At 65.0% G+C, this 25,960-nt stretch carries 27 protein-coding genes; 8 read left to right on the forward strand and 19 right to left on the reverse strand.

Features of this window, described 5'->3' with window-relative positions; genetic code table 11:
* Window positions 1-99: 99 nt before the first annotated feature.
* Window positions 100-846: an SDR family NAD(P)-dependent oxidoreductase gene (locus AC0KVN_RS06520; RefSeq protein WP_125987192.1), complete on the forward strand. Its 747-nt coding sequence runs from the start codon at window positions 100-102 to the stop codon at window positions 844-846.
* A 12-nt stretch (window positions 847-858) separates the two neighbouring features.
* On the opposite strand, the gene AC0KVN_RS06525 is transcribed toward AC0KVN_RS06520, so the two are convergent.
* The 3 genes from AC0KVN_RS06525 to AC0KVN_RS06535 form a co-directional block, all read right to left on the reverse strand.
* Window positions 859-1,413 carry a hypothetical protein gene (locus AC0KVN_RS06525; RefSeq protein WP_435566436.1) on the reverse strand — a complete coding sequence of 185 codons (555 nt, stop codon included), beginning with the start codon at window positions 1,411-1,413 and terminating at the stop codon, window positions 859-861.
* An 89-nt stretch (window positions 1,414-1,502) separates the two neighbouring features.
* Window positions 1,503-2,363: a sigma-70 family RNA polymerase sigma factor gene (locus AC0KVN_RS06530; protein WP_435566437.1), complete on the reverse strand. Its 861-nt coding sequence runs from the start codon at window positions 2,361-2,363 to the stop codon at window positions 1,503-1,505.
* Window positions 2,363-2,818 carry a carboxymuconolactone decarboxylase family protein gene (locus tag AC0KVN_RS06535; RefSeq protein WP_017502953.1) on the reverse strand — a complete coding sequence of 152 codons (456 nt, stop codon included), beginning with the start codon at window positions 2,816-2,818 and terminating at the stop codon, window positions 2,363-2,365. The genes AC0KVN_RS06530 and AC0KVN_RS06535 overlap by 1 nt, the downstream gene beginning before the upstream one ends.
* 150 nt (window positions 2,819-2,968) lie before the next feature.
* Between AC0KVN_RS06535 and AC0KVN_RS06540 the strand changes: the two genes are divergently transcribed.
* Entirely contained in the window at window positions 2,969-3,175 is a 207-nt protein-coding gene (locus AC0KVN_RS06540) for a hypothetical protein (protein ID WP_010339971.1), read from the forward strand.
* A gap of 119 nt (window positions 3,176-3,294) precedes the next feature.
* Here the strand turns inward: AC0KVN_RS06540 and wrbA are convergent, their stop codons facing one another.
* A complete protein-coding gene (gene wrbA / locus AC0KVN_RS06545) occupies window positions 3,295-3,894 on the reverse strand; it encodes an NAD(P)H:quinone oxidoreductase (RefSeq protein ID WP_004212197.1) in 600 nt (199 codons plus the stop codon).
* 139 nt (window positions 3,895-4,033) lie between these two features.
* A complete protein-coding gene (locus AC0KVN_RS06550; RefSeq protein ID WP_072893028.1) occupies window positions 4,034-4,753 on the reverse strand; it encodes a pirin family protein in 720 nt (239 codons plus the stop codon).
* Between the two features lie 108 nt (window positions 4,754-4,861).
* Here AC0KVN_RS06550 and AC0KVN_RS06555 point away from each other — a divergent pair, with 108 nt between their 5' ends.
* From AC0KVN_RS06555 to AC0KVN_RS06565, 3 genes are all read left to right on the forward strand, one after another.
* On the forward strand, window positions 4,862-5,755 hold the full coding sequence (locus AC0KVN_RS06555; protein WP_029548055.1) for a LysR family transcriptional regulator: 894 nt from the start codon (window positions 4,862-4,864) through the stop codon (window positions 5,753-5,755).
* A 288-nt stretch (window positions 5,756-6,043) separates the two neighbouring features.
* Window positions 6,044-6,751 (forward strand): response regulator transcription factor CtrA, encoded by a 708-nt coding sequence (ctrA, locus tag AC0KVN_RS06560; protein ID WP_004212203.1) that lies wholly within the window; start codon window positions 6,044-6,046, stop codon window positions 6,749-6,751.
* A 156-nt stretch (window positions 6,752-6,907) separates the two neighbouring features.
* Window positions 6,908-7,525, forward strand: a complete 618-nt coding sequence (locus tag AC0KVN_RS06565) for a methyl-accepting chemotaxis protein (protein ID WP_313392343.1) — start codon at window positions 6,908-6,910, stop codon at window positions 7,523-7,525.
* A gap of 91 nt (window positions 7,526-7,616) precedes the next feature.
* Here AC0KVN_RS06565 and AC0KVN_RS06570 read toward each other — a convergent pair whose 3' ends face one another.
* Complete coding sequence (locus AC0KVN_RS06570) at window positions 7,617-8,315, reverse strand: hypothetical protein (RefSeq protein ID WP_435566438.1); 699 nt, start codon at window positions 8,313-8,315, stop codon at window positions 7,617-7,619.
* A gap of 99 nt (window positions 8,316-8,414) precedes the next feature.
* The gene (locus tag AC0KVN_RS06575) at window positions 8,415-9,737 is read right to left on the reverse strand and encodes a S8 family serine peptidase (RefSeq protein WP_435566439.1); all 1,323 of its coding nucleotides are present in this window, start codon (window positions 9,735-9,737) and stop codon (window positions 8,415-8,417) included.
* A 90-nt stretch (window positions 9,738-9,827) separates the two neighbouring features.
* Between AC0KVN_RS06575 and AC0KVN_RS06580 the strand changes: the two genes are divergently transcribed.
* On the forward strand, window positions 9,828-10,316 hold the full coding sequence (locus AC0KVN_RS06580; RefSeq protein WP_435566440.1) for an RNA polymerase sigma factor: 489 nt from the start codon (window positions 9,828-9,830) through the stop codon (window positions 10,314-10,316).
* The gene (locus AC0KVN_RS06585) at window positions 10,313-10,999 is read left to right on the forward strand and encodes an anti-sigma factor family protein (RefSeq protein ID WP_435566441.1); all 687 of its coding nucleotides are present in this window, start codon (window positions 10,313-10,315) and stop codon (window positions 10,997-10,999) included. The genes AC0KVN_RS06580 and AC0KVN_RS06585 overlap by 4 nt, the downstream gene beginning before the upstream one ends.
* 145 nt (window positions 11,000-11,144) lie before the next feature.
* Here the strand turns inward: AC0KVN_RS06585 and AC0KVN_RS06590 are convergent, their stop codons facing one another.
* From AC0KVN_RS06590 to AC0KVN_RS06615, 6 genes are all read right to left on the reverse strand, one after another.
* Complete coding sequence (locus AC0KVN_RS06590; RefSeq protein ID WP_435566442.1) at window positions 11,145-13,979, reverse strand: TonB-dependent receptor plug domain-containing protein; 2,835 nt, start codon at window positions 13,977-13,979, stop codon at window positions 11,145-11,147.
* Between the two features lie 118 nt (window positions 13,980-14,097).
* Window positions 14,098-14,874, reverse strand: coding sequence for a metallophosphoesterase family protein (locus AC0KVN_RS06595; RefSeq protein WP_435566443.1), 777 nt, complete (start codon window positions 14,872-14,874; stop codon window positions 14,098-14,100).
* 33 nt (window positions 14,875-14,907) lie between these two features.
* Window positions 14,908-15,462: a dCTP deaminase gene (gene dcd / locus AC0KVN_RS06600; protein ID WP_004212213.1), complete on the reverse strand. Its 555-nt coding sequence runs from the start codon at window positions 15,460-15,462 to the stop codon at window positions 14,908-14,910.
* Between the two features lie 7 nt (window positions 15,463-15,469).
* Window positions 15,470-15,943, reverse strand: coding sequence for a cytidine deaminase (locus AC0KVN_RS06605; protein WP_048936936.1), 474 nt, complete (start codon window positions 15,941-15,943; stop codon window positions 15,470-15,472).
* Window positions 15,940-16,605, reverse strand: a complete 666-nt coding sequence (locus tag AC0KVN_RS06610) for a GH25 family lysozyme (RefSeq protein ID WP_438871494.1) — start codon at window positions 16,603-16,605, stop codon at window positions 15,940-15,942. The genes AC0KVN_RS06605 and AC0KVN_RS06610 overlap by 4 nt, the downstream gene beginning before the upstream one ends.
* 31 nt (window positions 16,606-16,636) lie before the next feature.
* Window positions 16,637-17,119 carry a UPF0262 family protein gene (locus AC0KVN_RS06615; protein WP_010339983.1) on the reverse strand — a complete coding sequence of 161 codons (483 nt, stop codon included), beginning with the start codon at window positions 17,117-17,119 and terminating at the stop codon, window positions 16,637-16,639.
* Between the two features lie 121 nt (window positions 17,120-17,240).
* On the opposite strand from AC0KVN_RS06615, the gene AC0KVN_RS06620 reads away from it, so the two are divergent.
* Window positions 17,241-18,728: a replicative DNA helicase gene (locus AC0KVN_RS06620; RefSeq protein WP_010339984.1), complete on the forward strand. Its 1,488-nt coding sequence runs from the start codon at window positions 17,241-17,243 to the stop codon at window positions 18,726-18,728.
* A 37-nt stretch (window positions 18,729-18,765) separates the two neighbouring features.
* On the opposite strand, the gene AC0KVN_RS06625 is transcribed toward AC0KVN_RS06620, so the two are convergent.
* The 6 genes from AC0KVN_RS06625 to AC0KVN_RS06650 all read right to left on the reverse strand — a co-directional run bounded on the left by AC0KVN_RS06625 (window position 18,766) and on the right by AC0KVN_RS06650 (window position 25,960).
* The gene (locus tag AC0KVN_RS06625) at window positions 18,766-19,161 is read right to left on the reverse strand and encodes an MAPEG family protein (protein ID WP_435566624.1); all 396 of its coding nucleotides are present in this window, start codon (window positions 19,159-19,161) and stop codon (window positions 18,766-18,768) included.
* Window positions 19,162-19,200: 39 nt separating this feature from the next.
* The gene (locus AC0KVN_RS06630) at window positions 19,201-21,090 is read right to left on the reverse strand and encodes a CocE/NonD family hydrolase (protein WP_435566444.1); all 1,890 of its coding nucleotides are present in this window, start codon (window positions 21,088-21,090) and stop codon (window positions 19,201-19,203) included.
* Between the two features lie 76 nt (window positions 21,091-21,166).
* Window positions 21,167-22,978, reverse strand: coding sequence for a DUF885 domain-containing protein (locus AC0KVN_RS06635; RefSeq protein WP_435566445.1), 1,812 nt, complete (start codon window positions 22,976-22,978; stop codon window positions 21,167-21,169).
* Between the two features lie 139 nt (window positions 22,979-23,117).
* The gene (locus tag AC0KVN_RS06640; RefSeq protein ID WP_435566446.1) at window positions 23,118-23,903 is read right to left on the reverse strand and encodes a phosphoadenylyl-sulfate reductase; all 786 of its coding nucleotides are present in this window, start codon (window positions 23,901-23,903) and stop codon (window positions 23,118-23,120) included.
* Window positions 23,896-24,336, reverse strand: a complete 441-nt coding sequence (locus AC0KVN_RS06645) for a DUF934 domain-containing protein (protein WP_159366483.1) — start codon at window positions 24,334-24,336, stop codon at window positions 23,896-23,898. Before AC0KVN_RS06645 ends, AC0KVN_RS06640 begins: the two co-directional genes overlap by 8 nt.
* On the reverse strand, window positions 24,329-25,960 hold the full coding sequence (locus AC0KVN_RS06650; protein WP_435566447.1) for a nitrite/sulfite reductase: 1,632 nt from the start codon (window positions 25,958-25,960) through the stop codon (window positions 24,329-24,331). Before AC0KVN_RS06650 ends, AC0KVN_RS06645 begins: the two co-directional genes overlap by 8 nt.

Consider the following 25,960-nt stretch of genomic DNA (forward strand, 5'->3'; position numbering starts at 1 on the left):
GCTCCGGCATAAAAGGATACGGAACCGGATACTTTGAGTCGAGTTTATTTCCCATCGGTCATGCCGTCGCCCGGCGGCGATAATCAAGGAGCAGTTGGAATGGCGTTGTTTCAGGATCGGGTCGCGATCGTCACCGGCGGTGCATCGGGCATCGGCGAAGCTGTAGTGAAGGATTTGCTGGCGGAAGGCGCGAAGGTCGTCATCGCCGATTTCGACGAGGCGGGGGCACAGCGTCTCGCGCAATCCTGTGGCGAGGATCGGGCGCGCGCCTTCAAGGTCGATGTCAGCGATGCACAGGCGGTCAGCGCCAGCGTCGATTTCGCCGTCGAAACCTTCGGCGGACTGCATCTGGCGGTCAATAATGCCGGGATCGGCGCGCCGTCCACACCGCTGGCCGACATCGCCATAGATGACTGGCACCGGGTTGTCGGCGTCGATCTGCACAGCGTCTTCTACGGCATGAAATATCAGATCCCGGCGATGCTGAAATCCGGTGGCGGCGCGATCGTCAACATGGCCTCGATCCTGGGCGCGGTCGGCTGGGCCGGTTCCGCCGCCTATGTGACGTCCAAGCATGCGGTCGTCGGCATGACCAAGACCGCCGCGCTGGACTATGCCGGCCAGGGTATCAGGGTGAATGCGGTCGGGCCGGCCTTTGTCGAAACCCCGGCACTCGGCAAGACCATGACCGATGCGGAACGGGCCGTCCTCGCCGGCCTGCATGCGTTCGACAGGCTGGCGCGCCCGGAGGAGATCGCTGCCATGACCAGCTTCCTCCTGTCCGACCGCGCCTCCTTCATGACCGGAACCTATTATCCGGTCGATGGCGGCTATCTGGCGCGCTGACGGCGCGGGGCGTCAGCCCTGCTGGATCAGCGACAGCCGATGATCCTCGCCGGCGCGGGCGACCAGGGCGTAGGCGGCCTGGGCGATGACCTGCGCCTGGCTCAGCGCGGCGGCATCCTCCTGCTGGGCGGGGGCGACCGGGTCGGCGACGGCCGATGCCGCTGGCGACGCATAATAGTCCGCGTCGGACAATTGCGTGTCCAGCGTGGTTTCCGGCGCCGCGACGGCCGGCGATCGCGGCGCTGGCATGGGCGCGCTATAGGTCAGGGGCGACAGCGAAGGTGACACGGAAACACCGTCGCTGACGACGGCGGCGGATTCGCTCGCGATCACCGGCGCCGGCGCGGTCGCTGCGGCAGCCGGTGTCGTTTCGACCGCCGGCTGGACGCTGGCGATCGGCTCGCTGGCCGCAACCGGCGTGGTGGCCGCTGGTGCGCTCGCCTCTGTCACCTTCGCTGTCGTGCTGCCGCTATTCTGGCTTGCCTGCCGAACCTTTTCGGCAAATTCTTCCATCGCCTTCTTGAACTGGCCCCAGCCATTGCCCGAGCCGCCGATCGCACCAACCATCTCTGTTTCGCTCCCGGTCCCCGATGCTGCCATGGCGCGGCAGGGGCTGCGATTTTCCCAAGGAACGGGCTTATCCGGCGATTAAGCATTCAATGGAGATGGCGCAGCTTGTCCGGGTTGCGCATGATGTAGATAGCGGTCACCTGGCCGTCCTGAATGTCGAGCGCCGTGGTCTGCAACTCGCCATCGGCCTCGCGCGTGACGAAGCCGGGCAGGCCGTTGACCATGCAGGTGCGCAGCAGGGTCGACCCATATTTGCCGAACAGCACGGCCAGCGCCTTGTGGACCTGCATCACCTGGCCATGGCCGATCGCCGGGCGGATCGCGGCCGGGCGCTTGCCGCCGCCATCGCTGTGGAAGCTGACATCCTGCGCCAGCAGCGCGCCCAATGTGCTCATGTCGCCGCTGCGCGACGCGGCGAAGAAGGCGCCGGCAATCTCCAGCCCGCGCTGTTTTTCGATTTGGAACCGGGGGCGGGCGTCGCGCACATGGTCGCGCGCGCGGGCGGCAAGCTGACGACAGGCGGCGGCATCGCGCTGGATGGTCCTCGCCACCTCGTCAAAGGCCAGCCCGAACACATCGTGCAGCAGGAAGGCGGCCCGCTCCAGCGGCGACAGTCGCTCCAATGCCAGCATCAGCGGCAGGGTGACATCCTCTTCCTCATCAGCCTCTTCGACCACCGGTTCGGGCAGCCAAGGGCCGACATAGGTTTCGCGCTGCGCCCGCGCCGACTTCATCTGGTCCAGGCAGAGCCGGGTCACAGTGCGGCGGAGGAAGGCCTCGGTTTCGCGCACTTCGCTGCGGTCGGCGCCCATCCAGCGGATGAAGGCGTCCTGCACCACATCTTCGGCATCGGCGACCGATCCGAGCATGCGATAGGCGACCCGGATCAGGCGGGGACGCAGCGGGTCGAAGCGCGCCGCCGCGTCCATCTGCGTCCCCCGCGCCATCAGGCCGCTGCCTTCATCGGCATGTCATACCAGAGGTTGAAGCCGACGGCGATGCGGTTCCAGCCATTGATGATGTTGATCATCAGGGTCAGCTTCACCTGTTCCTCCTCGGTGAATTCCCAGTTCAGCGCCTCCTTGGCGGCCTCATGGGCATGGCCCTTGGCAATCTCGGTCAGCGCCTCGGTCCAGGCCAGCGCGGCGCGCTCGCGGTCGGTGTAGCAGGGCGCCTCGCGCCAGGCGCTCAGCAGGTAGATGCGCTGCTCACTCTCGCCCTTCTCGCGCGCTTCGTACGTATGCATGTTGATGCAGTTGGCGCAGCCGTTGATCTGCGACGAACGGATCTTCACCAGTTCGATCAGGCTCGGCTCCAGGCTGTCGGCCACCGCGGTGGACAGCGCGGTCCAGCTCTTCATCAACTGCGGCGCGGCGGCATAGGGATTGATCTTGTCGGTCATGATACGGCTCCTTTGCTTGCTATTGCTGACATGACGAGACGCCCGCGCCCGATGTGACATGGGCCGCAACTTTTTTCGCTAGGGTCGAAAATATTTTGCCGATTCCGGCTCTGGACAGGGGGCAGGGGCAGGCGCTAGCGGCCGCGCCCTATGTCTATCATTGCCACCATCATGAACACGGCCACCGGCCAGCCCATCCAGAAGATGAAGTTCGAGCGCATGCCCAAGCCCTGGGTCTCGCTAAACCTTGAAAATGGCGAACTGGTCACCGCCGACCGCGTCGTCGTCGGCAAGCCCGCACCGGGCAAGTTCATCACCCCGGTCGAAGTCTGGGTCACGCCCAAGACGCTGGGATAATAAAACGCAAAAGGAGCTGGCGCGCAGTCCCGGCGTGCCAGCTCCCTACAACCTGATTACGCACCCATGCGACCGAAGAACGCAGCCAGGCTGCGTTCCCCAGACGGCGCGGGTTGCGATTAACCGTGCAATTTGATCGCGGTTTCGGCGATCCGGCGGCCCTGATAGCGGGCGCCGTCCAGTTCTTCCTCGCTCGGCTGGCGGCTGCCGTCGCCATCGGCCAGGGTGGTCGCACCATAGGGCGAACCGCCGCGTACCTTGTCGACGCCCATCTGGCCGGCAAAGCCATAGTCCAGGCCGACGATCGTCATGCCGAAATGCAGCAGGTTGGTGATGATCGAGAAGAGGGTGACTTCCTGGCCGCCATGCTGCGATGCGGTCGAGGTGAAGGCGCCACCGACCTTGCCATTGAGTGCGCCGCGCGCCCACAGGCCGCCGGCCTGATCGAGGAACGCCGCCATCTGGCTCGACATGCGGCCAAAGCGGGTGCCGGTGCCGATGATGATCGCGTCATAGTCGGCCAGTTCGGCGACGGTCGCGACCGGGGCGTCCTGGTCCAGCTTGAAATGGGCAGCCTTTGCGACTTCCAGCGGTGCGGTTTCAGGCACGCGCTTGATGTCGACCTGCGCGCCGGCGGCGGCTGCGCCTTCGGCCATGGCCTTGGCCATCGTTTCGATATGCCCGTAGGACGAATAATAGAGAACCAGAACCTTAGCCATTGTCACGTCTCCTCATCTGAAACCGAAAAGTTGAAAAAGTTGAAAGGGTGGTCGCCCGCACAAGGGAGGGAGCATGCGGGCGACCCGGACCGGTCCGTCTGGGGGAGGGGAATGACGGACCGGTGCGTAAGCGTCATGTCTATTCGCTGTCGACCAGGACGATCTCGCTGTCCTCGACCGCGGTGATGGTGATGGGCGCACCGCCGATGATGGCCGCGCCGTCCCGTGCCTCGAAGGCCTGGCCGTCAATCTCGATCCGGCCCGTCGCCGGGACCAGATAGAGATGGCGACCTTCGCCGGCCTCATAGGTGACGCTGTCGCCGGCCTTGATCGTGCCGCCCAGCAGCCGGGCGTCGGCCCGGATGCGCAGCGCTTCCTTGTCCTCGTCATGGCCGCTGGCCAGCACGACCAGCTTGCCGGAGCGATCGCCCTTCGGGAAGGGCTTGGCGCCCCAGCTGGGCGATCCGCCGACCGACCGGGGAATGACCCAGATCTGGAACAGCGTGGTGGTCTCGTCCTCCAGATTATATTCGGCATGGCGGATACCGGTGCCGGCCGACATCACCTGGACATCGCCCGCCTCGGTCCGGCCCTTGTTGCCCAGGCTGTCCTGGTGGGTGATCGCGCCGGTGCGGACATAGGTGATGATCTCCATGTCGCTGTGCGGGTGGGGCGGAAAGCCCGAGCGCGGACCGATCTCGTCGTCGTTCCATACCCGGATCGCGCCCCAGCCCATGCGGGCGGGATCATAGTAATTGGCGAAGGAAAAATGATGCCGTGCGTTCAGCCAGCCATGGTCGGCATGGCCGAGCGACGCGAACGGGCGGCGCTCGATGCGGCTCGCGGTTGTCGTGCTCATGGGGTCTGCCTTTCGATTGCGATGCCGGATGCTTCCGGCTTGCTTTCCGACAATCTAGCGATCAGGTTCGTTTCTTGAATAAGCAGTGTTGAAACGGATTGTTTCCCTATGCGCCTACCTGATTTCGAGGCCTGGGCGATGTTCGCCGCCGTGGTCGAACATCGCAGCTTTACCGACGCGGCCAAGGCGCTCAGCGTCTCCAAGGCCACCGTGTCCAAGGCGGTGACCCGTCTGGAGCAGCATCTCGACACCAGCCTGTTCAGCCGCACCAGCCGCCGTCTGGCGCTGACCGAGAGCGGCCGGCGCCTTGCCGATCATGCCCAGCGTATCCTGGCCGAAGGGCAGGCGGCGGAGGAGGCTGCGCGCGACGAGACCGCCGAACTCTCCGGCACGGTGCGGCTGGGTGCGCCGATGAATTTCGGCCTGCTGCGGATCGCGCCGCTGATCGCGCAGTTCACCAAGGAAAACCCGCTGGTCGATGTCGACCTGCATCTGTCCGATGCCAAGATCGACATCGTCGAACTCGGCCTCGACGCCACCATCCGCATCGCCGACATGCCTGACAGTTCGCTGCGTGCGCGCCGGCTGGCGGACGTCCATATGCATGTCGTCGCCTCGCCTGCCTATCTGGCCGAGCGCGGCCGCCCGACCCATCCGTCCGACCTCGGCAGCCATGACTGCCTCTGCTATTCCAACGTCACCGCGCCCGATGTCTGGCGCTTCACCGGGCCGGGGCAGCAGAATGTGACGGTGCAGGTCCGCCCGCGCATCACCGTCAACAGCGGCGAGGCGATGATGCCCGCGCTGCGGCTGGGCGTCGGCATCGCCCGTCTGCCCGATTTCATCGTCGGCGATGCGATCCGCTCGGGTGAGCTGGAGGAGATATTGCTCGACTGGCGGCCGCCGCCCTTCGGCCTGCATCTGGTGACGCCGCCCTCGCGCCTGCGCCCGGCGCGGGTGGAGGCGCTGCTCGACTTCCTGACCCGCCACCATGGTTGCTGAGGCTGGTTTACGAAGTGCAAATTTCCGCCTTGTGATCGCCACGGATCGCCCCTGCGAAAGGCGGAACCAGGGCAGGACTTTGCTCGTTTCGTCCCGGAATCCAGCTTGACTCGATAGGGATCGTTACGGGGTCAACGCTTTGTAAATAGATTCGTTTTTATACGACTCGCGGATTCCTGCGGGTTAGCGAAAAATTAACCTTTGTCCTTCAGAAGTTTTTTGGTTAATGATTGCGAGCAGAAACCGTTCTGGTGGGGTGAACGGACCTGCGACACGAAGGGGCTTCCAATGCGCGTGCTGCTGATTGAGGACGAACCGACCACCGCCAAGGCGATCGAGCTTATGCTCACGACCGAGGGCTTCAATGTCTACACCACCGATCTCGGGGAAGAGGGCCTCGATCTCGGCAAGCTGTACGACTATGACATCATCTGTCTCGACCTGAACCTGCCCGACATGCACGGCTATGACGTGCTGAAAAAGCTGCGGGCGGCACGGGTGCAGACCCCGGTGCTGATCCTGTCGGGTGTCGCCGAAATGGACAGCAAGGTCCGGTCCTTCGGCTTCGGCGCCGACGATTATGTCACCAAGCCGTTCCATCGCGAGGAACTGATTGCGCGCATCCACGCCGTGGTCCGCCGCTCGAAGGGCCATTCGCAGTCGGTCATCCGCACCGGCAAGCTGGCGGTGAATCTCGACGCGAAGACCGTGGAAGTGGACGGCAACCGCGTCCATCTGACCGGCAAGGAATATGCGATGCTGGAACTGCTCTCGCTCCGCAAGGGCACGACCCTCACCAAGGAGATGTTCCTCAATCATCTCTATGGCGGCATGGACGAGCCCGAACTCAAGATCATCGACGTCTTCATCTGCAAGCTGCGCAAGAAGCTGGCGCTGGCCTGCGGTGGCGACAATTATATCGAGACCGTCTGGGGCCGCGGCTATGTGCTGCGTGATCCCGATGAGGTCGAGGCGCTCGAAGCGCGGGTTGCCTGATCGACCGCTGATTGCATGTCAGGGGGTGGAAAGGCCGGCGGTCCGATGGGATCGCCGGCCTTTTCCGTGTCCGCCATATTGTTACAAATTATGTAATTTCCATAGAATTAAGCTGCCATTTACCATCGATGCCTAGGCCGGGGGTGAAGGAGTTTTATGTTCATGGGCCAGGCCATTCACCCCCACAGCCGCGATGCCGTCTGGGACGCCATCTGCCGTTCGCAGGCGGTGATCGAATTTGCGCCGGACGGCACGATCCTCTGGGCCAATGACCTGTTCCTGGCGACCATGGGCTATGCGCTGGGGGAGATTGTCGGCCGCCATCACCGCATCTTCTGCGACGAAGGCCAGGCGCGCTCGGCCGCCTATGCCGCCCTGTGGGACAAGCTGGCGCAGGGCGATTTCGATGCCGGCGAATATCGGCGCCTCGACAAGCATGGCCGCGACATCTGGCTGCAGGCCACCTATAATCCGGTCTTCAATGCCGAAGGCCGGGTCGAGCGCATCCTCAAGATCGCGACCGACACCACCCCGTCCAAGATATTGCGCGCTGAACTCAAGAGCACGGTCGACGGGCTGGTCGACATTGTCGAGACGATCAGCGGCATCGCCAACCAGACCAACCTGCTCGCCCTCAACGCCACGATCGAGGCGGCACGGGCGGGCGAGGCCGGGCGTGGCTTCGCGGTGGTCGCGGCAGAGGTCAAGAAACTGGCGGGGGACACACGCGCCGCCACCGATCGCGCCCGCGCCATGGTGCTCGCGTCCAGTTGATCCCGCCGCCCGATTGCGGACATGATGCGGCCGGCGATCCGATGGGGATCGCCGGCCGCTTCCGTCAGGCGACGGCTACGGGGTTATGGGGTCAATCCGTGGCCTGATCGGAAGAGGAGGAAGGCGCTGCGGCATCGCTCTGCGGCTGGCTGGTGCTGCCATGGGTCGCGCCGCTGCCCGAAACCTGCCCGCTGGCGTCGATCGAGGCGGCGCTGCCGACGGCATTGGTCGCGCTGCCCGCGACATTGCCCGCCGCCGATCGTGCGCCGCTGGCTGTCGAACCGGCCCGATCGCGGGCGGAGGCAACCGTGCTGCCTGCCCGATCACGGGCCGATGCCACGGTGCTGCTCGCCCGATCACGCGCCGTCGCGACGCCGCTTTGCGCCCGGTCCCGTGCGGCGCCGACCGTGTCGCTCGCCCGGCTGCGCGCCGCATCGGTTGCGCCGGTCACATCGCTGGTGCCCAGCGTATCGACCGCCAGATTGCCGCTGGCCGATCCCGATCCGCTGGCCGAGCGGCTCTTGCCACGACGGCTTGCTGATCCTTCGGCGCGGCCATTGCCGTTGCCGCTGGCGCCGACCCGGCCATTGTCGAGGTCGATGCTGCGATCCAGGCTGCCCGATCCGCCGAACGAACCACCCAGCGTGCCACCCAGGCCGCCGGTCATGCCGCCCAGCCCGCCACCGCCAAGCCCACCCCCCAGGCCGCCACCGCCCAGCAACTGGGCCGATGCGGGGGCCGTGGTGAGCGCCGCGAGGCAGGCGGTTGCGATGATAATCTGCGTCTTCATGGACCGTCTCCTTGGTCATCTTGATCCGATGACAGGACAACGGCGGGGCGTTTCGCTTTAATCCCGAACGTCTGAATTTTTCTCGCAAGGCACGGAAATTCAATCCATATTTCTGCAGGTGTCGCACAATATGCCGGCGCCATAGCCCTTGCCGCGACCGGGCTTCGCCTCTCGCCGGAGTGCCTCGACCGATCCACCCGCCATTAGCCGCCCGGCCACCAAAGGCGCCGCAAAGGATGTGCCGCGCACCTTGCCTCGGCCGCCGTCCATGTCGGCGGCCATCATGTCCGCACCGGGCGCGGCGAAATCGACATGGGCCGCGCGCCCGGCCTCGGGCAGCAACCGGTCCCGCCCGTCGACGCCGGTTACGGCGATCACCTGCGGGTAGGATGCGGGGTAGGCGGGCGGGGCGGCCGGGCCGTCATTGCCGACTGCCGCGACCAGCATCACCCCCTTGTCGCGCACCAGCCGGATCGCCCCGGCCAGCAAGGGATTGTCCGGCCCGACCAGGCTGATCGTCACCACCCTCGCGCCGCGCGCCGCCATCCAGCCCAGCGCGCGGACGATGGCAAAGCTGCTGCCGCCGGCCGGATCGTCGCCATAGACATCGGCGACCAGCAGCGGCGCGCCCGGCGCGGCGCCCTTCACGCCGCCCCCCTTCACGCTGTCATTGCCACCGATCAGCGAGGCGACCGCCGTGCCATGGGCGCTGGCCCGTGGCGCGCCGGCCACGAAGCCGCGTTGCTCGATCGCGCCGGCCAGCGCCGGATGCGCGGCCACGCCGCCATCGATCAGCCCGGCCGCGCCGCGCCCGACACTGCCTTGGCCCGCCAGTGTAGCGGATCGCCCCTCTGTGGCCGCGCCGCTCGGGAAATAGAGATTGTCGGCGCTGGCCTGCGCCTTGGGCGCGATCTTGCGCACATTGCGCAGCGCCCGCGCCAGGCTCTGGCCGTCCGGCACGGTCAGGCGGGTGATCGCCATGTCGATCCCCTCCGCCTCGATCCGCTCCACGCCATAGCCGGCCGCCCGCAGTTTCTCGATCGCGGCCGCGTCCGCCCCGGTCAGCAGGATGATGCCGCGCCGCGCCGGCTCTCGCCGGTCGTCCAGTTCGACCGCGTCGCCATGCTGGCGCAGCAGCGCGTCGATCCGCGCCGCGCGCGCCGCTGCCAGCCGATCGGTTAGCCGCGCCGGCGACAGCCGGTCCAGGCCGCTCTGGTCGACGATACCGCCCAACTGGTCGAACGTGTCGGGCACTATCTGGCCGACTCCATTCAGCGCACCGGCGGCCGGGGCGGGCAGCAATTGCGCCTGCGCACCCGGCGCTGCGAGCCACAGCCCCGCGATCAGCAACGGGCGCGTCCATCTCATCTCTGTCTCTTCCCGCCGGTCATCGCCGGCCTTTTCAGCGTCAAAATCGTCCATCGTCAAAAAAATTCCGGTTGCTGGACTTTCTGAAGGATGAAACGGCCGGGCAGGGACGTTTCATCCCTGTAAGAATATCTTGGAGAAACCATGTCGTTCGAGCGCGACCTGCTGGCGATCCTGCCCCGGCTGCGGCGTTTTGCCGCCAGCCTGTCGCATGATCGCGCCGATGGCGACGATCTGTGCCAGGCGGCACTGGAAAAGGGACTGCGCGCCCGCGACCAGTGGCAACCGGGCACGCGGCTCGACAGCTGGATGTATCGGATCATGCGCAATCTTTGGATCGATGAGGGCCGCGCGCGCCAGCGGGCCGCCAGAACCTTCGCGCCGGAAGAGGCGGGTGGCGATGTCGGCTATGCCGGCGACAAGGCGGTGGAACAGGCCATGACCCTGTCCGACGTTGACCGGGCGATGCAGGCATTGCCGCCCGAACAGCGCGAGGCGATCGCGCTCGTGCTGGTGGAAGGGCTGTCCTACAAGGAGGCGGCTGCGATATTGAACATACCGATGGGCACGCTGACCTCGCGACTGGTGCGCGGTCGCGGCGCGCTCATCGAACTATTGGGGGAAGCGGCATGACCGACATTGACGAAGCCATGCTGATCGCCTGGGTGGATGGCGAACTGGACGAGGTGACGCGGCGGCGCGTCGATCGCGCGGTGGCGGACGATCCCGCGCTGGCCGCCCGGCTGGAACAGCATCGCCGGCTGCGCGCGCGGCTGGCCGGCCATTTCGCGCCGATCGCGCACGAGGATGTGCCTGCGTTGATGCAGGCCATGCTGGTGCCGCCGACGGTGGTGCCGATCGCGCGCCCCTCGCGGCGCTGGAGTTGGGTTACGGGCGGCGCGATCGCCGCCAGCCTGCTGCTGGGCCTTGGCATCGGCCATATGTCGGGCGGGCCGGTAGGGCCGATTGCGGTAAAGGACGGCGCGATGCTGGCACAGGGATCGCTCGCCACCGCACTCGACAGCCAATTGGCCTCGGCGGGGGAGGAAGGGGCCGTCCACATCGGCCTCAGCTTCCGGCGCAAGGGCGGCGGCTGGTGCCGCAGCTTCGACGGGGCGGCCATGGCCGGTGTCGCCTGCCGCACCGATGCCGGCTGGCAATTGCTGCAGGCGGTGCCCGGCAAGGGCCAGGCGAGCGAATATCGCCAGGCCGCCTCGGCCGATCCGCGCCTTCTCGCCACTATCGACGGCCTGATCGATGGCGCTCCTGCCGATGCGCAGGGCGAACAGGCAGCGCAGGCGGCCGGCTGGCGCTAACTGCCGCTTCGCTGTCGCCTGACTGTCGCTTCACCGTGGCGTTACTGTCGCTTCGGTGGCGCGTCTGGGACGCGTGGCAGGCGCGCCAGGCCGCAAAAACGGCTGATTTCACGTCGCACGACACTGTGAACTTTCAACTGTCGCGTCAGAATTCCAGGTTCAGCCGGCCATAATAGAAGCCGCCGCTGATCCCATAGGGGGCATAGGCATTATAGAGGCTCCCGGCCGTCCGGTTTACGGGCTTCAATTTGTTGGGATAGGTGTTGAGCAGATTATTGGCGCCGACCGACAGCTTGACGCCCTTCGCCAGTCGGTAGCCCAGTTCGAGGTCGAGGATCGTCTTGGGGCTCAGCTTCTCGTCGACATAGCCCAGGGTGCAGCCGGCACTGCCGGCGGTGCAGGCGGCAAAATCCTCGTTATGATAGACGGCGGCGCTCGCCCGCTGATAGATTTTGCCATAGCGGGTGGCACGCAGGTTCAGGTTGAAATCGCCCTTTTCCCACAGGATGTTGCCGATTAGCTTATCGCGCGGCGTGCCTTCGGAAAGGTCGCCCTGCTTGGCCCGGCCGATCAGCACCAGCCCGGATGCTGCAATTTCGTCGGGGACCGGGTCAATATGGGTGAAGATGGTCTTGTTGAAATTGGCCGACAGGCTGATCGTCGCGGTGCCAAGGTCGCCCAGCCCCGCCCGATAGGTGCTGACGATGTCGAGGCCGCGGGTGCGCGTGTCGGCCGCGTTGGAGAAGATGAGGCCGCCGGCAATGCCCTGGATGCCGGCTGCCGCCAGCGCGTTCATGACCACCGGGCCGCTCAACGTTTCGGACAGCAGGATGCGGTCCCTGACCTTGATCTGATAGGCGTCGACCGTGACGTTGAAATTGGGCGCCGGGGTCAGGACGATGCCGGCGGAGAAGTTGGTCGACTTTTCCGGCTTCAGCGGCTGCGCGCCCAGCGCCCGCGCGGCAACCCCGTCGACCGGCAGCGCCTGCACCGGCAGCAACTGGTTCACGCCGTTGACGGTGACGTTGATCGTGGAGGAGGAGGCATAATGTTGCTGCTGCAGCGTCGGCGCGCGAAAGCCGGTGCTGGCGGTGCCGCGAATGGCAAAGCCGCGAAACGGCTCGATGCGCAGCGACGCCTTGCCGGTATCGGTGGTACCGAAGTCGGAATAATCCTCGTGCCGTCCGGCAAGGCCGAACTCCAGCCCCTCGACGATCTGGCCTTCCAGATTGATATAGGCGCTCCAGTTGTCGCGGCTCCAGCTACCCGCTCCTTCCGGCAGGAAGCCGGTGACGCCCTGCGACCCGACCCCGGTCCGCGTCGCCCCCGCGAGCCAGCTGCCGGCCGGCGAGACATAGCCGCCATCGATATAGGATTCCGGGTCGCCCGGACCGATCAGGAACTTGTTCTTCTTATATTCGGCGCCGACCGCGACCGACAGCGGCCCGGCGAGGCCGATATCGAGCTCCTTGCTGAAGTCGAGATTGCTGGTCCATTCGTCGAAGCGGATCTTGCCGAGATAGAAATGGGTCGGGCTGGCCGGTCCCATGGAGGGGTTGAGCGAGGTGGTCTGCGCATATTTGACCTCGTCCTGCGCATAGCTGGTCGACAGGTCGACATGGATGCCGCCGCCAATCTCGCCGCGCATGCCGCCGGCGACCTGAAAATCCTCGTCATAGACGTGGATGCGCGGGATATAGCCCTCGGGGTAGATTTCCAGGATATTGTTGAGCGCCGCTGGGTTGCGATAGGTCAGCCAACCGGCGGCATGGCGCTTGGAATAGGTGCCGAAGCTGTACAGCTCCATGTCGCCGCCGACCGGCATCATCGCGTCATAGCTGGCATTGCCGCCGATCACCTGCGGCTGGCCATATCTGGCGCGAATGCGGTCCGGATCGGCATTGCGCGCGTCGCCGGTGGGGTAGAAGGGATTGCTGGTGATCGGGCTGCTGTTGACCACCGTATTGTCCTGCAGCACGCCTTCGCCCGACAGGTGGATATAGCCGCCGTCCGGCCCGATCGCGAAGCCCTTGTCGATCTGCCAGCGGCCCTGCCAGCCGCCATTGTCGGCAGTGCTGCCCATGGTCAGCGCCGCGCCGCCCTGCGTGTCGTTCTTCAGGATGATGTTGACGACGCCGGCGATCGCGTCCGACCCATATTGGGCCGACGCGCCGTCGCGCAGCACCTCGATCCGCTGGATCGCATTGCCGGGGATCAGGTCCAGGTCCGGCGGCGACTGGCCATTCTGGACCGACCCGTTGATGAACAGGGTCGCGGTATTGTGCCGCCGCTTGCCGTTGACCAGGACCAGCAGCTGGTCGCCGCCCAGGCCGCGCAGCGACAAAGTGCGCACCGCCCAGCTAGCGCCCGCGCCGTTGTTCGACACGTTGATCGACGGCACCAGCGTGCCGAGCAGATCGCGCACCGACTGCTTGCCGCTTGCTTCCAGATCCTTTTCGCCCAGCACGTCGATCGGCGCCAGGCTTTCGGCGACGGTGCGGGTCGTCTGGCGGGTGCCGGTGACGATGATGGGCGCGGATTCGGCGGCCGGTTCCGGCGCAGGCGCCATGGCGAGGCTATCGATCGTCGCCGTGCCGCTCGCCTGCGCGAACTGGATCGCCAGCGGGCGGCGGCGCACCGCGCTGCGGTTGGGCGGGGTGACGAGGGCGATGACGCCGGTGCCGGCCGGGGATCGGCGCAATTCGGTGCCGGCCAGCAACTGGCTGAGCGCATCGTCGGTACTCAGCCATCCTTCGACCCGGCGGCTGCGGATATTGGCGACTTCATCATAGGGGAACAGGATGCGAATGCCGGCCTGCGCCGACAGCGCCCGCAGCGCGCCGCTCAGGGGCTGCGACGGAATGGAGAATTTGTGTCGCTGCGACAGGCTGGTGTCCGGCGCAGGGGCGGCAAGCAGTTGGGTCGGCGCAACAAGGCATGTGGCGAGCGAAAGCCCCGCCAGAACATGGCGTTTCTGCATGATATGTCCCCTGCTGTTCGGCATTTTTTGCCGTTGGTCATGGGAACGAAATATGGCGGGCGATCCGCCATGGGCCGGCAACAAAAGCGCCAGGCCATGGCTCTCGCTCAGGAAGGGCTCAGGTCTCGCCGGTCTGAAGGAACCAGCGGTCCGCGCCTTCCAGGCCGATGGCGGTCAGCCGGCCGGAATAATAGGCTCCGGTATCGATGCCGATGCGATTGGCCAGATTTTCGACCTCGGGCGTGATGCTGTGGCCATGGACCACCATCTTGTCATGCCGTCCGCCATGGTTGAGGAAATCGCCGCGTATCCAGCGCAGGTCCGACGGACGCTGCTCGGCGATCGGCACCCTGGGGCGGATGCCGGCATGGACGAACAGATAATCGCCGACCGTCAGATGATCGACGAAACTGTCGAGGAAATCGACATCCGCGCGCGGAATATGGTTCATCATCCAGTGGGCGATTGCCCTGTCGTCCATGTCGGCGCTGAGCGAAAGCGGCAGGCCGTAGCTGGCAAGCGTTTCCATGCCGCCGATGCGCCGGAAAAAGCTGACCGCGCCCTGATCGCCGCGCGCGGCCATGACGAAAATCTCTTCATGATTGCCCTTGAGCAGCCGGATGTCGCCGCCCGATCCATGCAGCGCCCGAACCCGCTCGACCACCTGCGCCGAATGCGGCCCACGATCGATCAGATCACCGAGCAGGATGAGGCCCCGGCGCTTTCCAGGCCGCAGCGCATCGTCGGCCGAAAGCATGCCGAGCAACTGGTCGAGCAGGTCGAGCCGGCCATGAATGTCGCCGATTGCATAGATGCGCCAGTCATCCCCCACGCTGGGGGGCATCGCGTCCCGGTCATCGGATCGGCGCAGGAATTTCAGCATCGGGAGGGCCATGTGCGCTTCATGGCCCGCGATGCTGCCACAGCGTCACAGGCGCGGCAATGTCACGCCCTGCTGTCCCATATATTTTCCGGCCCGGTCGGCATAGCTGACCTCGCAAGGCTCGTTGCCCTGCAGGAACAGGAACTGGCAGGCGCCTTCATTGGCGTAGATCTTGGCGGGCAGCGGCGTAGTATTGGAAAATTCCAGCGTCACATGGCCTTCCCAGCCGGGTTCCAGCGGCGTGACGTTCACGATGATGCCGCAGCGGGCATAGGTGGATTTGCCAAGGCAGATCACCAGCACGTCGCGCGGGACGCGAAAATATTCGACCGTGCGGGCGAGGGCGAAGCTGTTGGGCGGGATGATGCAGACGTCGGTCTTGCGGTCGACGAAGCTGTTGGCGGCGAAATCCTTGGGATCGACCACGGCGCTGTCGACATTGGTGAAGATCTTGAACTCGTCGGCGACGCGCGCGTCATAGCCATAGGAGGACAGGCCATAGCTGATGCAGCCGTCGCGGCGCTGATTCTCGACGAACGGCTCGATCATGCGGTTCGACTGGGCCTGCTTGCGGATCCAGCGGTCGGAAAGGATGGACATGGGTCTGTCAGCTCTTCTGTGCAGGGGTGATGCCAAGGTCGGCCGGGCCGAAGGCGTGGGGCAACAGGTCGGCAACGCGATGTTCGACCAGGCCGTCACCTTCGGGCGCGACGCAATAGATGGCCAGGGTGCGGCCGGCCATCTGTTCGGCCTCGTTGATGACCTGGCGGCATCGGCCACAGGGGCTGACGATCGCCTCGCCGCCGACGCTGCCGTCCGCCGCCATGCCGCCGCCGACGACCGCGATCTCGGTGACATCGGCCAGACGGCCCTGCGCGTTGACGGTCGCCAGCGCGACGGTTTCGGCGCAGAGCGACAGGCCATAGCTCGCATTTTCGAAATTGCTGCCGGTGACGATGCTGCCATCGGTCAGGCGCACCGCGGCGCCCACGGCAAAGCGGCTGTAGGGCGCATGGGCATGGGCCAGCGCGCCGCGTGCTGCCGCGACCAGCGCGGCGATATTCTTGTCTTCTGCACTCATGGTGCCACCACATCCCATCTGATCGGTCCGTCGACGCCGTCGATATGCCGCATGTCGCTGGCTGTCCACATCACCCAGGGCCGTTTGGCATAATCGGGCGCGAAGAAATTGCCATCGACCCACAAGGTCCGGTTGATGCCGCTGGCAATGTCATATTGGGCATCGAAATCGGCGCTGATGTTGAGCAGGGCGGGCTTGCCGGCATGGCTTTCGACCAGATTGACCAGCGTGTTGAGTTCCGACAGCACCTGGTCGCGGCCCGGCCGCGTGGCGCAGGACGGATCGAACCCCAGCCGGATGACCGGGGGCAGGGCGGCATTGTCGCGTGGCACGGTGGTCATGAACTGGGTCGCCTGGTCGACGGCCTTGGCACACAGGCTATAGTCCAGCGCCGCGCCATAGCGCATGCCCGCGCCACGCGCGCCGCGCCAGTTGGCGGCGAACAGCGGGTCGCGCAGGCTGGCGCCCCTGGCCGCGCGAATATAGGCGAAATCCGCCCCCTGCGCCGCCAGCGTGCCCCATTCGACCAGGCCGGTGTCGGATGTCACCGATACGCCCTGAGTCGGATATTCGTCACGGTTCGGAGCCCATCCGCGTGCATAGATCCACAGTGCCGAACCCAGCACCGTGATGATTGCCAGAACCGCCCCCAAGCGGACCAGCAAGCCCCCCAAAGTCAAACGCCCGATGATATTACCCCTTGATGTGCAGGACGCAGATAAGTGTGAACAGACGGCGCGCGGTGTCGAAATCGACCGCGATCTTCCCCTCCAGCCGCTCTTTCAGCATGTCCGCTGCGTCGTTGTGAATGCCCCGCCGGGCCATGTCGACGGTTTCGATCTGCGCGGGCGAGGCATTGCTGATCGCCTGATAATAGCTGTCGCAGATCGCGAAATATTCGCGGATCGGCCGGCGGAAACGGCCCAGGCCCAGGATGATCGCTTCCAGCGGGCTGTCGTCCGCGCGGTTGATCTCGATGACCAGGCGCCCTTCCTCGACCCGCAGCACCACCTTGTAGGGCCCGGCATAGCCGTCGGCATGGACGCGCTCGGGCGCGAAATGATTATCCTCCAGCAGGTCGAAAATGGCGATGCGCCGTTCCTGCTCGACATCCGCGTTGCGCCACAAGATGGTGCGCTCGTCGAGCTTGATGTCTATGATGCGCGGATCGGCCATGGCGGGTCTGCTGTCAGTGCGGCGGCGGGCCACGAAAAGCAAGCGGGACTTGTGGCGGGGGAGATGCGGTTGTTTCAACCTTCGCCCTTGCGCGACCCGCGTCGTGGCGCGATGAGGGCCCATGGTCGAACTCGTGAAACTCAATGCCGCTCCCGAAGAGGGCGGGCTGGAACTGCCGCGCAACGTCGAAGCGGAAGCTGCGCTGCTCGGCGCGCTGATGATTGACAACCGCATCGCGGAGGATGTGCAGCTCAAGCTGAAGCCCGAACATTTCTTCGAGCCACTGCATGGCCGTATCTATGAGGCGGTGATGCGCCTGATCGAGCGCGACATGATCGCCAATCCGGTGACGCTCAAGCCGATGCTGGAACAGGATCCGGCGCTCAAGGAACTGGGCGGCGCGGCCTATCTGGCGCAGCTCACCGGCAGCGGCGCGGCGCTGCTGGGTGCGCGCGACTTCGCGACCCAGATCTATGACCTTGCCCTGCTTCGCCAGCTTGTGAATGTCGGTCGAGAACTGGTTGATAATGCTCTGGATACCAGCGAGGATGTCAATCCGCGCGAGCAGATCGAGCTGGCCGAAGTCGCGCTCTACAAAGTGTCGGAAGGCGAGGGCGAGAGCGGGTCGGTCAAGAGCTTCCTTTCGGCCTCCACCATGGCGGTACAGGTGGCTGAACGTGCGCTCAACAGCGGCGGCCATGTGTCGGGTATCACCACCGGCATCAACAGCCTCAACGAGAAGATCGGTGGTCTGCACAATTCCGACTTGATGATCCTGGCCGGTCGTCCGGGCATGGGCAAGACGTCGCTGGCGACCAATATCGCCTATAATGCGGCGTCGCGCTGGCTGCGCGACCATAATGACGGCATTCCGCCGGAAAAGAATATGGGCGCCAAGACCGCCTTCTTCAGCCTCGAAATGTCCGCCGACCAGCTCGCGACCCGCGTTCTGGCCGAACAGTCGGGGATCAGCGGCGAAGCGCTCCGCATGGGCAAGATCAGCCGTGCGGACTTCCAGAACCTGTCGCGCGCCGCGCGCGACCTTCAGGAACTGCCGCTGTTCATCGACGATACGCCGGGCCTGACGATCGCGGCGCTGCGGACCCGCGCCCGTCGCCTGAAGCGCCGTCATGATGTCGGCTTCATCGTCGTCGACTATCTCCAGCTGCTGCAGGGCAGCGGCAAGGCGGGCGATAGCCGCGTCAACGAAATTTCGGAAATTTCCCGTGGTTTGAAAACGTTGGCGAAGGAACTTCATGTGCCGGTGCTGGCGCTGTCGCAGCTCAGCCGTGCGGTGGAACAACGCGAGGACAAGCGTCCGCAGCTGTCCGACCTTCGCGAATCGGGCTCGATCGAGCAGGACGCGGACATGGTCTGGTTCGTGTTCCGCGAGGATTATTATGTCGCCGCCAAGGAACCGGGCAACAAGGAAGGCCCCGAGCATCAGGAATGGGTGCAGGAGATGGAGCGCATCTACGGCCTGGCCGAAGTGATCGTCGCCAAGCAGCGTCACGGTTCGACCGGCCGTATCCGCATGAAGTTCGACGCCAAGATCACCCGCTTCTCGGATCTGGCTGAGGGCAGCTCTTACCTCGAAGACCTCGAATAAGAAGGCATGGCGGCGGATATATCCGCCGCCACCCGGTTCAGCCGGCGACGAACGCCTTGAAGACGATGCACAGGCCGACCATGCTGGCGAGATAGGCGAACGAGCGGACCACCGGCACGCCCAGCCCATAGAGCGGCAGGTAGAGCGCGCGCGACACCAGCCACAGCCAGCCGCCGATCGCCGTCCATTCGCTGGTGCGGCCGGCCACCACCACGCCGAACAGGACGATGATCGCGATCGGGAAGGTTTCCAGGAAATTGGCCTGGGCGCGGACCAGCCGGCCGCCGACGGGATCGAGCGGGGGCAGGTTTTCGTCCCGCGCCCCGGTATTCCATTTCAAGCCATATTGTTTCGTCTTGAGATGCGCCGCCGCGAAGATATGGACCAGCAGCAGGACGCAGGCCCAGGCAAGGATCTTCAGTTCAACCGCCATCATACCCTCCCTTTATCGCGGCGGCGTCATGCCATCCGCTTATTTGACGATTGGCAACCATATCGCGCTGGCGCCCGCCGCGCCATATTGCACGCTCTGGGTCGCTGGCTTGTAGTCGCCCGGCTTCGCATCGAAGATCGAGGGCACATAGGTCTGCGGATTGCGGTCATAGACCGGGAACAGGCTGGACTGGATCTGCACCATGATGCGATGGCCTGGCTTGAACACATGGTTCACGTTCGGAAGGCCGAACTTGTAATTTTCCGCCTTGCCCGGCGTCAGCGCCTGCGGCTTGTCGAAGCCATGGGCGTAGCGGCCCCGGAAAATGTCGATGCCGATCGGCAGTTCATAGCCGGCCATCACCGGATTGGCGGTGTTTTCCTCCGGATAGACGTCGATCAGCTTCACCACCCAGTCGCTGTCGGTGCCACTGGTGGCGGCGAACAGGTCGACCATCGGCTGGCCAGCGATATGGACGTCCTTGTCCAGCACCGGCGTCACATAGGTCAGCACATCGGGGCGGCCGTCGACGAAGCGCTGGTCCTTCACCAGCCAGGTGCGCCAGGCCTCATTCTGGTCCTGATGGATCGGTCGGGGCAGATAGGGGACAGGCTTAGCCGGGTCGGAGACATAGGAGTCGCTGCCTGCCGCTGCCGGCTTGGCCCAGGACAGGCTGTAGCTGGCACCCAGATAAAGCGGGGTCGGCGTGCCGCCCGGCCATTTGGCGCGGGTTTCCCATTTGTCGATGCCGGTCGCATAGGTGAGCGATCCGGGCATGGTATAGCCGGCGGGCGGATTGTCCTTGAGATAATGGTCGAGGAAAGGCTTCATCGTGCCGACGCGGAACTGGCGGCCGGTATCGCCCTCGAACTGGAGATCGCCGAGGCTCCGGCCCTCATAATTGACGCCGCTATGGCGCCAGGGGCCGATCACCAGGCTGACCATGTCATTCTTCTTGTCCTGTGGTTCCAGCGCCTTGTAGACCGCCGGGGCGCCATAGCTGTCTTCTTGGTCCCATTGGCCCACGACCAGCATGGTCGGCACGGTCAGGGTGCGCTTGGCCAGCAGCTTGTCGACCGCCTGTTCCTGCCAATAGGCATCATAGGCCGGATGTTCGAGCAGCTTGCGCACCGAGGGGAAGGCGTCGAGGCCATAGGCGCGGGCGAAGTCGCCGGCCGATCCGGCGTTCAGCATCGTCGTATATTCGTCGCCATTGCCCATCGGGATCGCGCCGCCGCCCTTCTTGGCGGTCTGCGACAGGCTGTAGCCGAAACCGAAATTGCGGAAGGCGCCATTATGGAACCAGTCGTCGCCCATCCAGCCATCGACCATCGGGCTCTGCGGCACGGCGGCCTTCAGGGCCGGGTGCGGATCGATCAGCGCCATCAGCGAGGTGAAGCCGGGATAGGAGGAGCCGGTGATCGCGACCTTGCCGTTGGTTTCCGGTACATTCTTCACCAGCCAGTCGATCGTGTCATAGGCGTCGGTGCTGTTGTCGACGTCGGTTTTGTTGAGCGGTCCACGCAGCGGGCGGGTCATGACATAGTCGCCCTCCGACCCGTGCAGGCCGCGCACGTCCTGATAGACGCGGATATAGCCGTCATTGACGAAATCGGCATCCATGACCGGCAGGATTTCCTCGATCTTCTGGCTGCGGTTGCGGCTGGTCGCCTTGCCCGCATCATAGGGGGTGCGGGTCAGCAGGATCGGGCCGTGGCTCGTGCCCTTGCGCATGACGATGACGGTGAACAGCTTCACCCCGTCGCGCATCGGGATCATCACTTCCTTGCGCACATAGTCCGCCTGCGGCCGGGCCGGATCATAGACATCGACCTTGTCCGGGGTCATCGGATCGGTCTGGGCGGCGATCGGCGCGGCGAGCGCAGCGATCATCAGGGCGGCAGTGGAAATCTGTGCGGCACGAAGCATGGCGATACCCCTTTGTTCTTTTGTGATCATGCAACGGGTCCGGCCTTGAGGAAAGGCCGGACCCGCTTGTCCTGTGTCAGGCCTGAACGAGCGCGCGGGCGCGATCCTCGATCCGCTTTTCCAGGATCGAAAGCGGCATCGCGCCTTCCTCAAGAACGGCGTGGAACTGCTTGATATCGAATTTGTCGCCCAGCAGTGCCTGCGCCTTTTCGCGGGCCTTGGTCCAGCTGCCATGGCCGACCTTGTAGCTGGTCGCCTGGCCCGGCTGGGTGCAGTAGCGCTCGACTTCGCGCTGGCAGCGGGGGCGGGCAAAACCGGTCTTCTCGACCATGTAATCGGTCGCCTGCTTGACGCTCCACTGCTTGGAATGGATGCCGGTGTCGACCACCAGGCGGGCGGCGCGGAACAGGAAGGACTGGAGATAGCCGGCACGGTCGATCGGCGTCGCATAGCCGCCCAGCTCGTCGGCCAGTTGCTCGGCATAGAGTGCCCAGCCTTCGCTATAGGCGCTCATGAAGGCGGTCTTGCGCAGCATCGGCACGTCACCGGCGGTCTGCGCGGTCGAGATCTGGAGGTGATGGCCGGGCACACCTTCATGATAGGTGAGGGCGGGCAGGCCATATTTCGGCCAGTCGCCGACTTCCTTGAGGTTGATGAAATAGATGGCCGGGCGCGAGCCGTCGAGCGCGGCGCGGTTATAATAGCCGTTGGAGGCGCCATCCTGGATTTCGACCGGCACCGCGCGGATTTCCAGCGGGGTATTGGGGATGGTCGTGAACGCCTGGGGCAGCTTCGCCTTCATGGCGTCGAGGTCGCGGTTGAGCTGGGCGAGCAGGGCGGCGCGGCCGTCCGGGCTGTCGGCATAAAGCTGGGCCGGGTCGACATTGAGCGCGGCGAGCTTTTCGCCGACGCTGCCCTTGGTGAAGCCGGCGCCGTTCAGGATCACGTCCAGTTTGGCGCTGATGTCGGCGACCTGCTCCAGCCCCATGGCGTGGATCTGGTCGGCGCTAAGGTCGGTGGTGGTCGCCTGCTTGAGGGCGGCAGCATAGATTTCGTCGCCGCGCGGGGTGCGCCATACGCCGTCGCCGGCGGCGGTCTTGGGCTTCAACGCCTCGATCGCGGCGATCTGTTCGTCGAGCGCGGGATAGATCGACTTTTCGACGATGGCGGCGGCCTGTGCCTGCCAGTCGCCGGTCACGCTCTTGGCGGCGGCGCGCTTCACCAGCGACTGGACCAGGCTGCTGGTCGCGGCAGGCTGGCCGCGTAGTTTCTTCATCTGGCCAAGCGTCAGGTCGAGCGACCAGCCGGGAGCGAGATAGCCGCGCGCGGCCTCGTCCCGCTGTAGCGCGGTATCGGTCCGCAGGTTGCGGGCGAAGGCGTCGAGCCGGGCGACATAGGCCTCGCAATCACCGGCATTGTTGATGGTGTGTGCGGTGTTCAGGAAATCGGGCGTCTGGAAATAGCTGCCGCCCTGCTGGAAGATGCGATAAGGGCGCTGGACGCTGTTGAGGCCGAACTTGGCCGGGGCGACCGTCTGCTGGTCGAGCGAATAGAGGATGACCTCCAGGTTCAGGCGCTGCGCATCCGACAGGGTGGCGCCCTCATAGCCCTTGAACTCCTTGATCGCGGCCTGGGTGGCGGCCAGCTTCTTCATGGTGCCCGATTTGCTGTTGTCGTCGAGCTGGCTCTTGGCGGCGGAGCGGGCGCCCTTGTCGAGGCCGAGGCTGGTGACCATGGCGGGCGATTGGTCGAGCTGGCGCTCAAAGGCGGTGGCGAAGGCGGCGGACAGGCGCGCATCATCGGCGCCGGCCGTCTGGGCCAAGGCGCGGGGGGCGGCGGTGGCGAGCGCGACCGCGCCCGAGGAAAGCAGGAATTGACGACGATCCATGGGGCGACTCCCTTAAGTCCCGTTGGAAAGGGGGGAGTGTATTGCGCTGCTGACACGACAGGTCCAGCGCGCGCCCGCGCTTGTTACGCAATGTTACAATAAGATAAGGGACGGGCGCCCCGCAGGGCGCCCGGTGCAATCAGAAGGCGGGCAGGTTTGCCGGGTCTTCCGGATCGATGACGGGGATCGGCGTCACCGGCGAATGGATGCCGCACTCCACCTTGTCCCAGCCGCGCCAGCGACCGGCGCGCGGGTCTTCGCCCGGAAGAACCTTCGACGTGCAGGGTTCGCAGCCGATCGACAGATAGCCCTGTGCCTCCAGCGGATGGCGGGGCAGTTGTTCGGCCTCGAAATAGGCTTCCAGATCGGTCTTGGTCCAGTCGCCCAGTGGATTGATCTTGAGCCGGCCATCCTCGACCTCGAAGCGCGGCAGGTTCTGGCGCGTCACCGACTGGAAGGCCTTGCGGCCCGAAATCCAGGCATCCAGGCTCGCCTTGGCGCGCTTCATCGGCTCGACCTTGCGGATTTCGCAGCAGCCGTCGGGATCATAGGACCAGCGCAGGCCGGTTTCGTCCTTCTTGGCCAGCACCGCCGCGTCGGGCGCGACCACGCTGCTGTTGGTGAAGCCCAGCCGTGCGACCAGCGTGTCGCGATAGTTGAGCGTTTCGGCGAACATTTTCTGTGTATCGACGAAGATCACCGGGATGGCCTTGTCGGCCTTGGCCACCAGATCGAGCAGCACCGCGCTTTCCGTGCCGAAGGAGGAGACGACGCCGACATTGCCGGCGAGGCCTTCCGCGAACACGGTCTTGAGCATGGTCAGCGTATCGACACCCTCGAAACGCGCGTTGAGCGTATCGGCATCCCCCTGGGTAAAGACGGGGCGGGCATCGATCACATCGATCTGGCGAGCAGGTTCAGCCATTAATTTTCTCCGGATGCCGTTTCGCCCAGACGGGCTGACGGCCATCGATCGTCTTCTGATAGACGTCGGCATAGCGGGTGAGCGCGCGCTCCACGGCGGCGTCATCCAGGGCTTTGGCGGGGTGGAAACTGTCGAAGCCGCAGCGGCGCATGGCGTTGATCTGGTCGACCAGCACGTCGCCCACCGCGCGCAATTCGCCCTGATAGCCCGATTCCCGCAGGATGCGCGCGGCCGAATAGCCGCGCCCGTCGCCATAGGCGGGGAAATTCACCTCGACCAGCGAGAGGCGATCGAGATGCGGCAGCAGTTCGCGCGCATCCTCGCCCGGCTCGATGCGGACGGCGGTGGCGTTGGACTGGCCGGTGAAGGATTCGACCGTGACAGCCGGCTCCTGCGCGGCTTCACCGTCGCGGAAGGAGAGGAACTCAACCATAGATCGCCTCCTTGAAGGGCTTCATGCCGATACGGCGATAGGTGTCGAGGAAGCGCTCCCCGTCGGTGCGTTCGGCGAGGTAGATGTCGGTGACCTTCTCGATCGCGTCGACCACGCCGTCTTCGGAGAAACCGGGCCCGGTGATCTGGCCGAGCGAGGCGTCCTCCGCCCCCGATCCGCCGAGCAGCAGCTGGAAATTCTCCACGCCCTTCCGGTCGACGCCCAAAATGCCGATATGGCCTGCATGATGGTGGCCGCAGGCATTGATGCAGCCCGAAATCTTGAGCTTCAACTCGCCCAGTTCCGCCTGACGCGCATTGTCGGCGAAGCGCTGCGCGATCTTCTGCGCCAGCGGGATCGAACGGGCATTGGCCAGCGCGCAATAATCAAGGCCAGGGCAGGCGATGATGTCGGTGATGAGGTCAAGGTTTGCCTCGGCCAGTCCCGCTTCGTCCAGCTTCTGCCAGATGGCGTAGAGATCGGCCTTCTTCACATGCGGCAGGACAAGGTTCTGCGCATGGGTGACGCGCAGTTCGTCGAGCGAATATTGCTCGGCCAGCGAGGCGACCAGTTCGATCTGTTCGGCCGAAGCATCGCCGGGAATACCGGTCAGCGGCTTCAGGCTGATATTGACGATCGCATAGCCGCGCTGCTTGTGCGCTGCGACCTGACGGTCGACCCAAAGGGCGAAGGCCGGATCGGCACGGTCGATCTCTTCGCTCAGGCCCGTTTCATAGGCCGGGTTGGCGAAGAAGGCGCGGATGCGGTCCAGTTCCTCGGTCGGCGGGTTGAGGCCCAGTTCGCGCATATGGGCGAACTCTTCCTCGACCTGGCGCTTATATTCCTCGACGCCGATCTCGTGGACCAGGATCTTGATGCGGGCCTTGTACTTGTTGTCGCGGCGACCGTAGCGATTATAGACGCGCAGGCAGGCCTCCAGATAGGAGACGATCTCCTCCTCCGGTACGAAATCCCTGATCTGCGGTGCGACCATCGGGGTGCGGCCCATGCCGCCACCGGCATAGACTTCGGCGCCGATGACGCCGTCCTTCGACACCAGCTTCAGGCCGATATCGTGCAGGCGCATCGCCGCGCGATCATCGTCGCTGGCAATCACGCAAATCTTGAACTTGCGCGGCAGGTAAGTGAATTCCGGGTGGAAGCTCGACCATTGGCGCAGCAACTCGGCCCAGGGGCGGGGGTCCGCCACCTCGTCGGCGCTAACGCCGGCATATTGGTCCGACGAGATGTTGCGGATGCAGTTGCCGCTGGTCTGGATGGCGTGCATCTCCACCGTCGCCAGTTCGGCGAGGATGTCGGGTGCGTCGGCCAGCTTGATCCAATTATATTGCAGGTTCTGGCGCGTGGTGAAGTGGCCATAGCCCTTGTCGTACTTCGCCGCGATCTCGCCCAGCTTGCGCATCTGCTTGCCCGACAGCGTGCCATAAGGGATGGCGACGCGCAGCATATAGGCGTGAAGCTGGAGATAGAGGCCGTTCATCAGCCGCAGCGGCTTGAACTGATCCTCGGTCAGCGCGCCGGTCAGGCGGCGCTGCACCTGGTCGCGAAATTCATCGACGCGGGCGTCGACGATGGACTGGTCATAGCTGTCGTAGCGATACAT

This window comes from Sphingobium sp. SG1, assembly GCF_057063145.1.

What these genes read in the sequence shown, in the direction of transcription:
- AC0KVN_RS06520 (WP_125987192.1), top strand. Translation starts at nt 100, where the DNA reads ATGGCGTTGTTTCAGGATCGGGTCGCGATCGTCACCGGCGGTGCATCG.
- AC0KVN_RS06525 (WP_435566436.1), bottom strand. Translation starts at nt 1,413, where the DNA reads ATGGTTGGTGCGATCGGCGGCTCGGGCAATGGCTGGGGCCAGTTCAAG.
- AC0KVN_RS06530 (WP_435566437.1), bottom strand. Translation starts at nt 2,363, where the DNA reads ATGGCGCGGGGGACGCAGATGGACGCGGCGGCGCGCTTCGACCCGCTG.
- AC0KVN_RS06535 (WP_017502953.1), bottom strand. Translation starts at nt 2,818, where the DNA reads ATGACCGACAAGATCAATCCCTATGCCGCCGCGCCGCAGTTGATGAAG.
- AC0KVN_RS06540 (WP_010339971.1), top strand. Translation starts at nt 2,969, where the DNA reads ATGTCTATCATTGCCACCATCATGAACACGGCCACCGGCCAGCCCATC.
- wrbA (WP_004212197.1), bottom strand. Translation starts at nt 3,894, where the DNA reads ATGGCTAAGGTTCTGGTTCTCTATTATTCGTCCTACGGGCATATCGAA.
- AC0KVN_RS06550 (WP_072893028.1), bottom strand. Translation starts at nt 4,753, where the DNA reads ATGAGCACGACAACCGCGAGCCGCATCGAGCGCCGCCCGTTCGCGTCG.
- AC0KVN_RS06555 (WP_029548055.1), top strand. Translation starts at nt 4,862, where the DNA reads ATGCGCCTACCTGATTTCGAGGCCTGGGCGATGTTCGCCGCCGTGGTC.
- ctrA (WP_004212203.1), top strand. Translation starts at nt 6,044, where the DNA reads ATGCGCGTGCTGCTGATTGAGGACGAACCGACCACCGCCAAGGCGATC.
- AC0KVN_RS06565 (WP_313392343.1), top strand. Translation starts at nt 6,908, where the DNA reads ATGTTCATGGGCCAGGCCATTCACCCCCACAGCCGCGATGCCGTCTGG.
- AC0KVN_RS06570 (WP_435566438.1), bottom strand. Translation starts at nt 8,315, where the DNA reads ATGAAGACGCAGATTATCATCGCAACCGCCTGCCTCGCGGCGCTCACC.
- AC0KVN_RS06575 (WP_435566439.1), bottom strand. Translation starts at nt 9,737, where the DNA reads ATGGACGATTTTGACGCTGAAAAGGCCGGCGATGACCGGCGGGAAGAG.
- AC0KVN_RS06580 (WP_435566440.1), top strand. Translation starts at nt 9,828, where the DNA reads ATGTCGTTCGAGCGCGACCTGCTGGCGATCCTGCCCCGGCTGCGGCGT.
- AC0KVN_RS06585 (WP_435566441.1), top strand. Translation starts at nt 10,313, where the DNA reads ATGACCGACATTGACGAAGCCATGCTGATCGCCTGGGTGGATGGCGAA.
- AC0KVN_RS06590 (WP_435566442.1), bottom strand. Translation starts at nt 13,979, where the DNA reads ATGCAGAAACGCCATGTTCTGGCGGGGCTTTCGCTCGCCACATGCCTT.
- AC0KVN_RS06595 (WP_435566443.1), bottom strand. Translation starts at nt 14,874, where the DNA reads ATGGCCCTCCCGATGCTGAAATTCCTGCGCCGATCCGATGACCGGGAC.
- dcd (WP_004212213.1), bottom strand. Translation starts at nt 15,462, where the DNA reads ATGTCCATCCTTTCCGACCGCTGGATCCGCAAGCAGGCCCAGTCGAAC.
- AC0KVN_RS06605 (WP_048936936.1), bottom strand. Translation starts at nt 15,943, where the DNA reads ATGAGTGCAGAAGACAAGAATATCGCCGCGCTGGTCGCGGCAGCACGC.
- AC0KVN_RS06615 (WP_010339983.1), bottom strand. Translation starts at nt 17,119, where the DNA reads ATGGCCGATCCGCGCATCATAGACATCAAGCTCGACGAGCGCACCATC.
- AC0KVN_RS06620 (WP_010339984.1), top strand. Translation starts at nt 17,241, where the DNA reads ATGGTCGAACTCGTGAAACTCAATGCCGCTCCCGAAGAGGGCGGGCTG.
- AC0KVN_RS06625 (WP_435566624.1), bottom strand. Translation starts at nt 19,161, where the DNA reads ATGGCGGTTGAACTGAAGATCCTTGCCTGGGCCTGCGTCCTGCTGCTG.
- AC0KVN_RS06630 (WP_435566444.1), bottom strand. Translation starts at nt 21,090, where the DNA reads ATGCTTCGTGCCGCACAGATTTCCACTGCCGCCCTGATGATCGCTGCG.
- AC0KVN_RS06635 (WP_435566445.1), bottom strand. Translation starts at nt 22,978, where the DNA reads ATGGATCGTCGTCAATTCCTGCTTTCCTCGGGCGCGGTCGCGCTCGCC.
- AC0KVN_RS06640 (WP_435566446.1), bottom strand. Translation starts at nt 23,903, where the DNA reads ATGGCTGAACCTGCTCGCCAGATCGATGTGATCGATGCCCGCCCCGTC.
- AC0KVN_RS06645 (WP_159366483.1), bottom strand. Translation starts at nt 24,336, where the DNA reads ATGGTTGAGTTCCTCTCCTTCCGCGACGGTGAAGCCGCGCAGGAGCCG.
- AC0KVN_RS06650 (WP_435566447.1), bottom strand. Translation starts at nt 25,960, where the DNA reads ATGTATCGCTACGACAGCTATGACCAGTCCATCGTCGACGCCCGCGTC.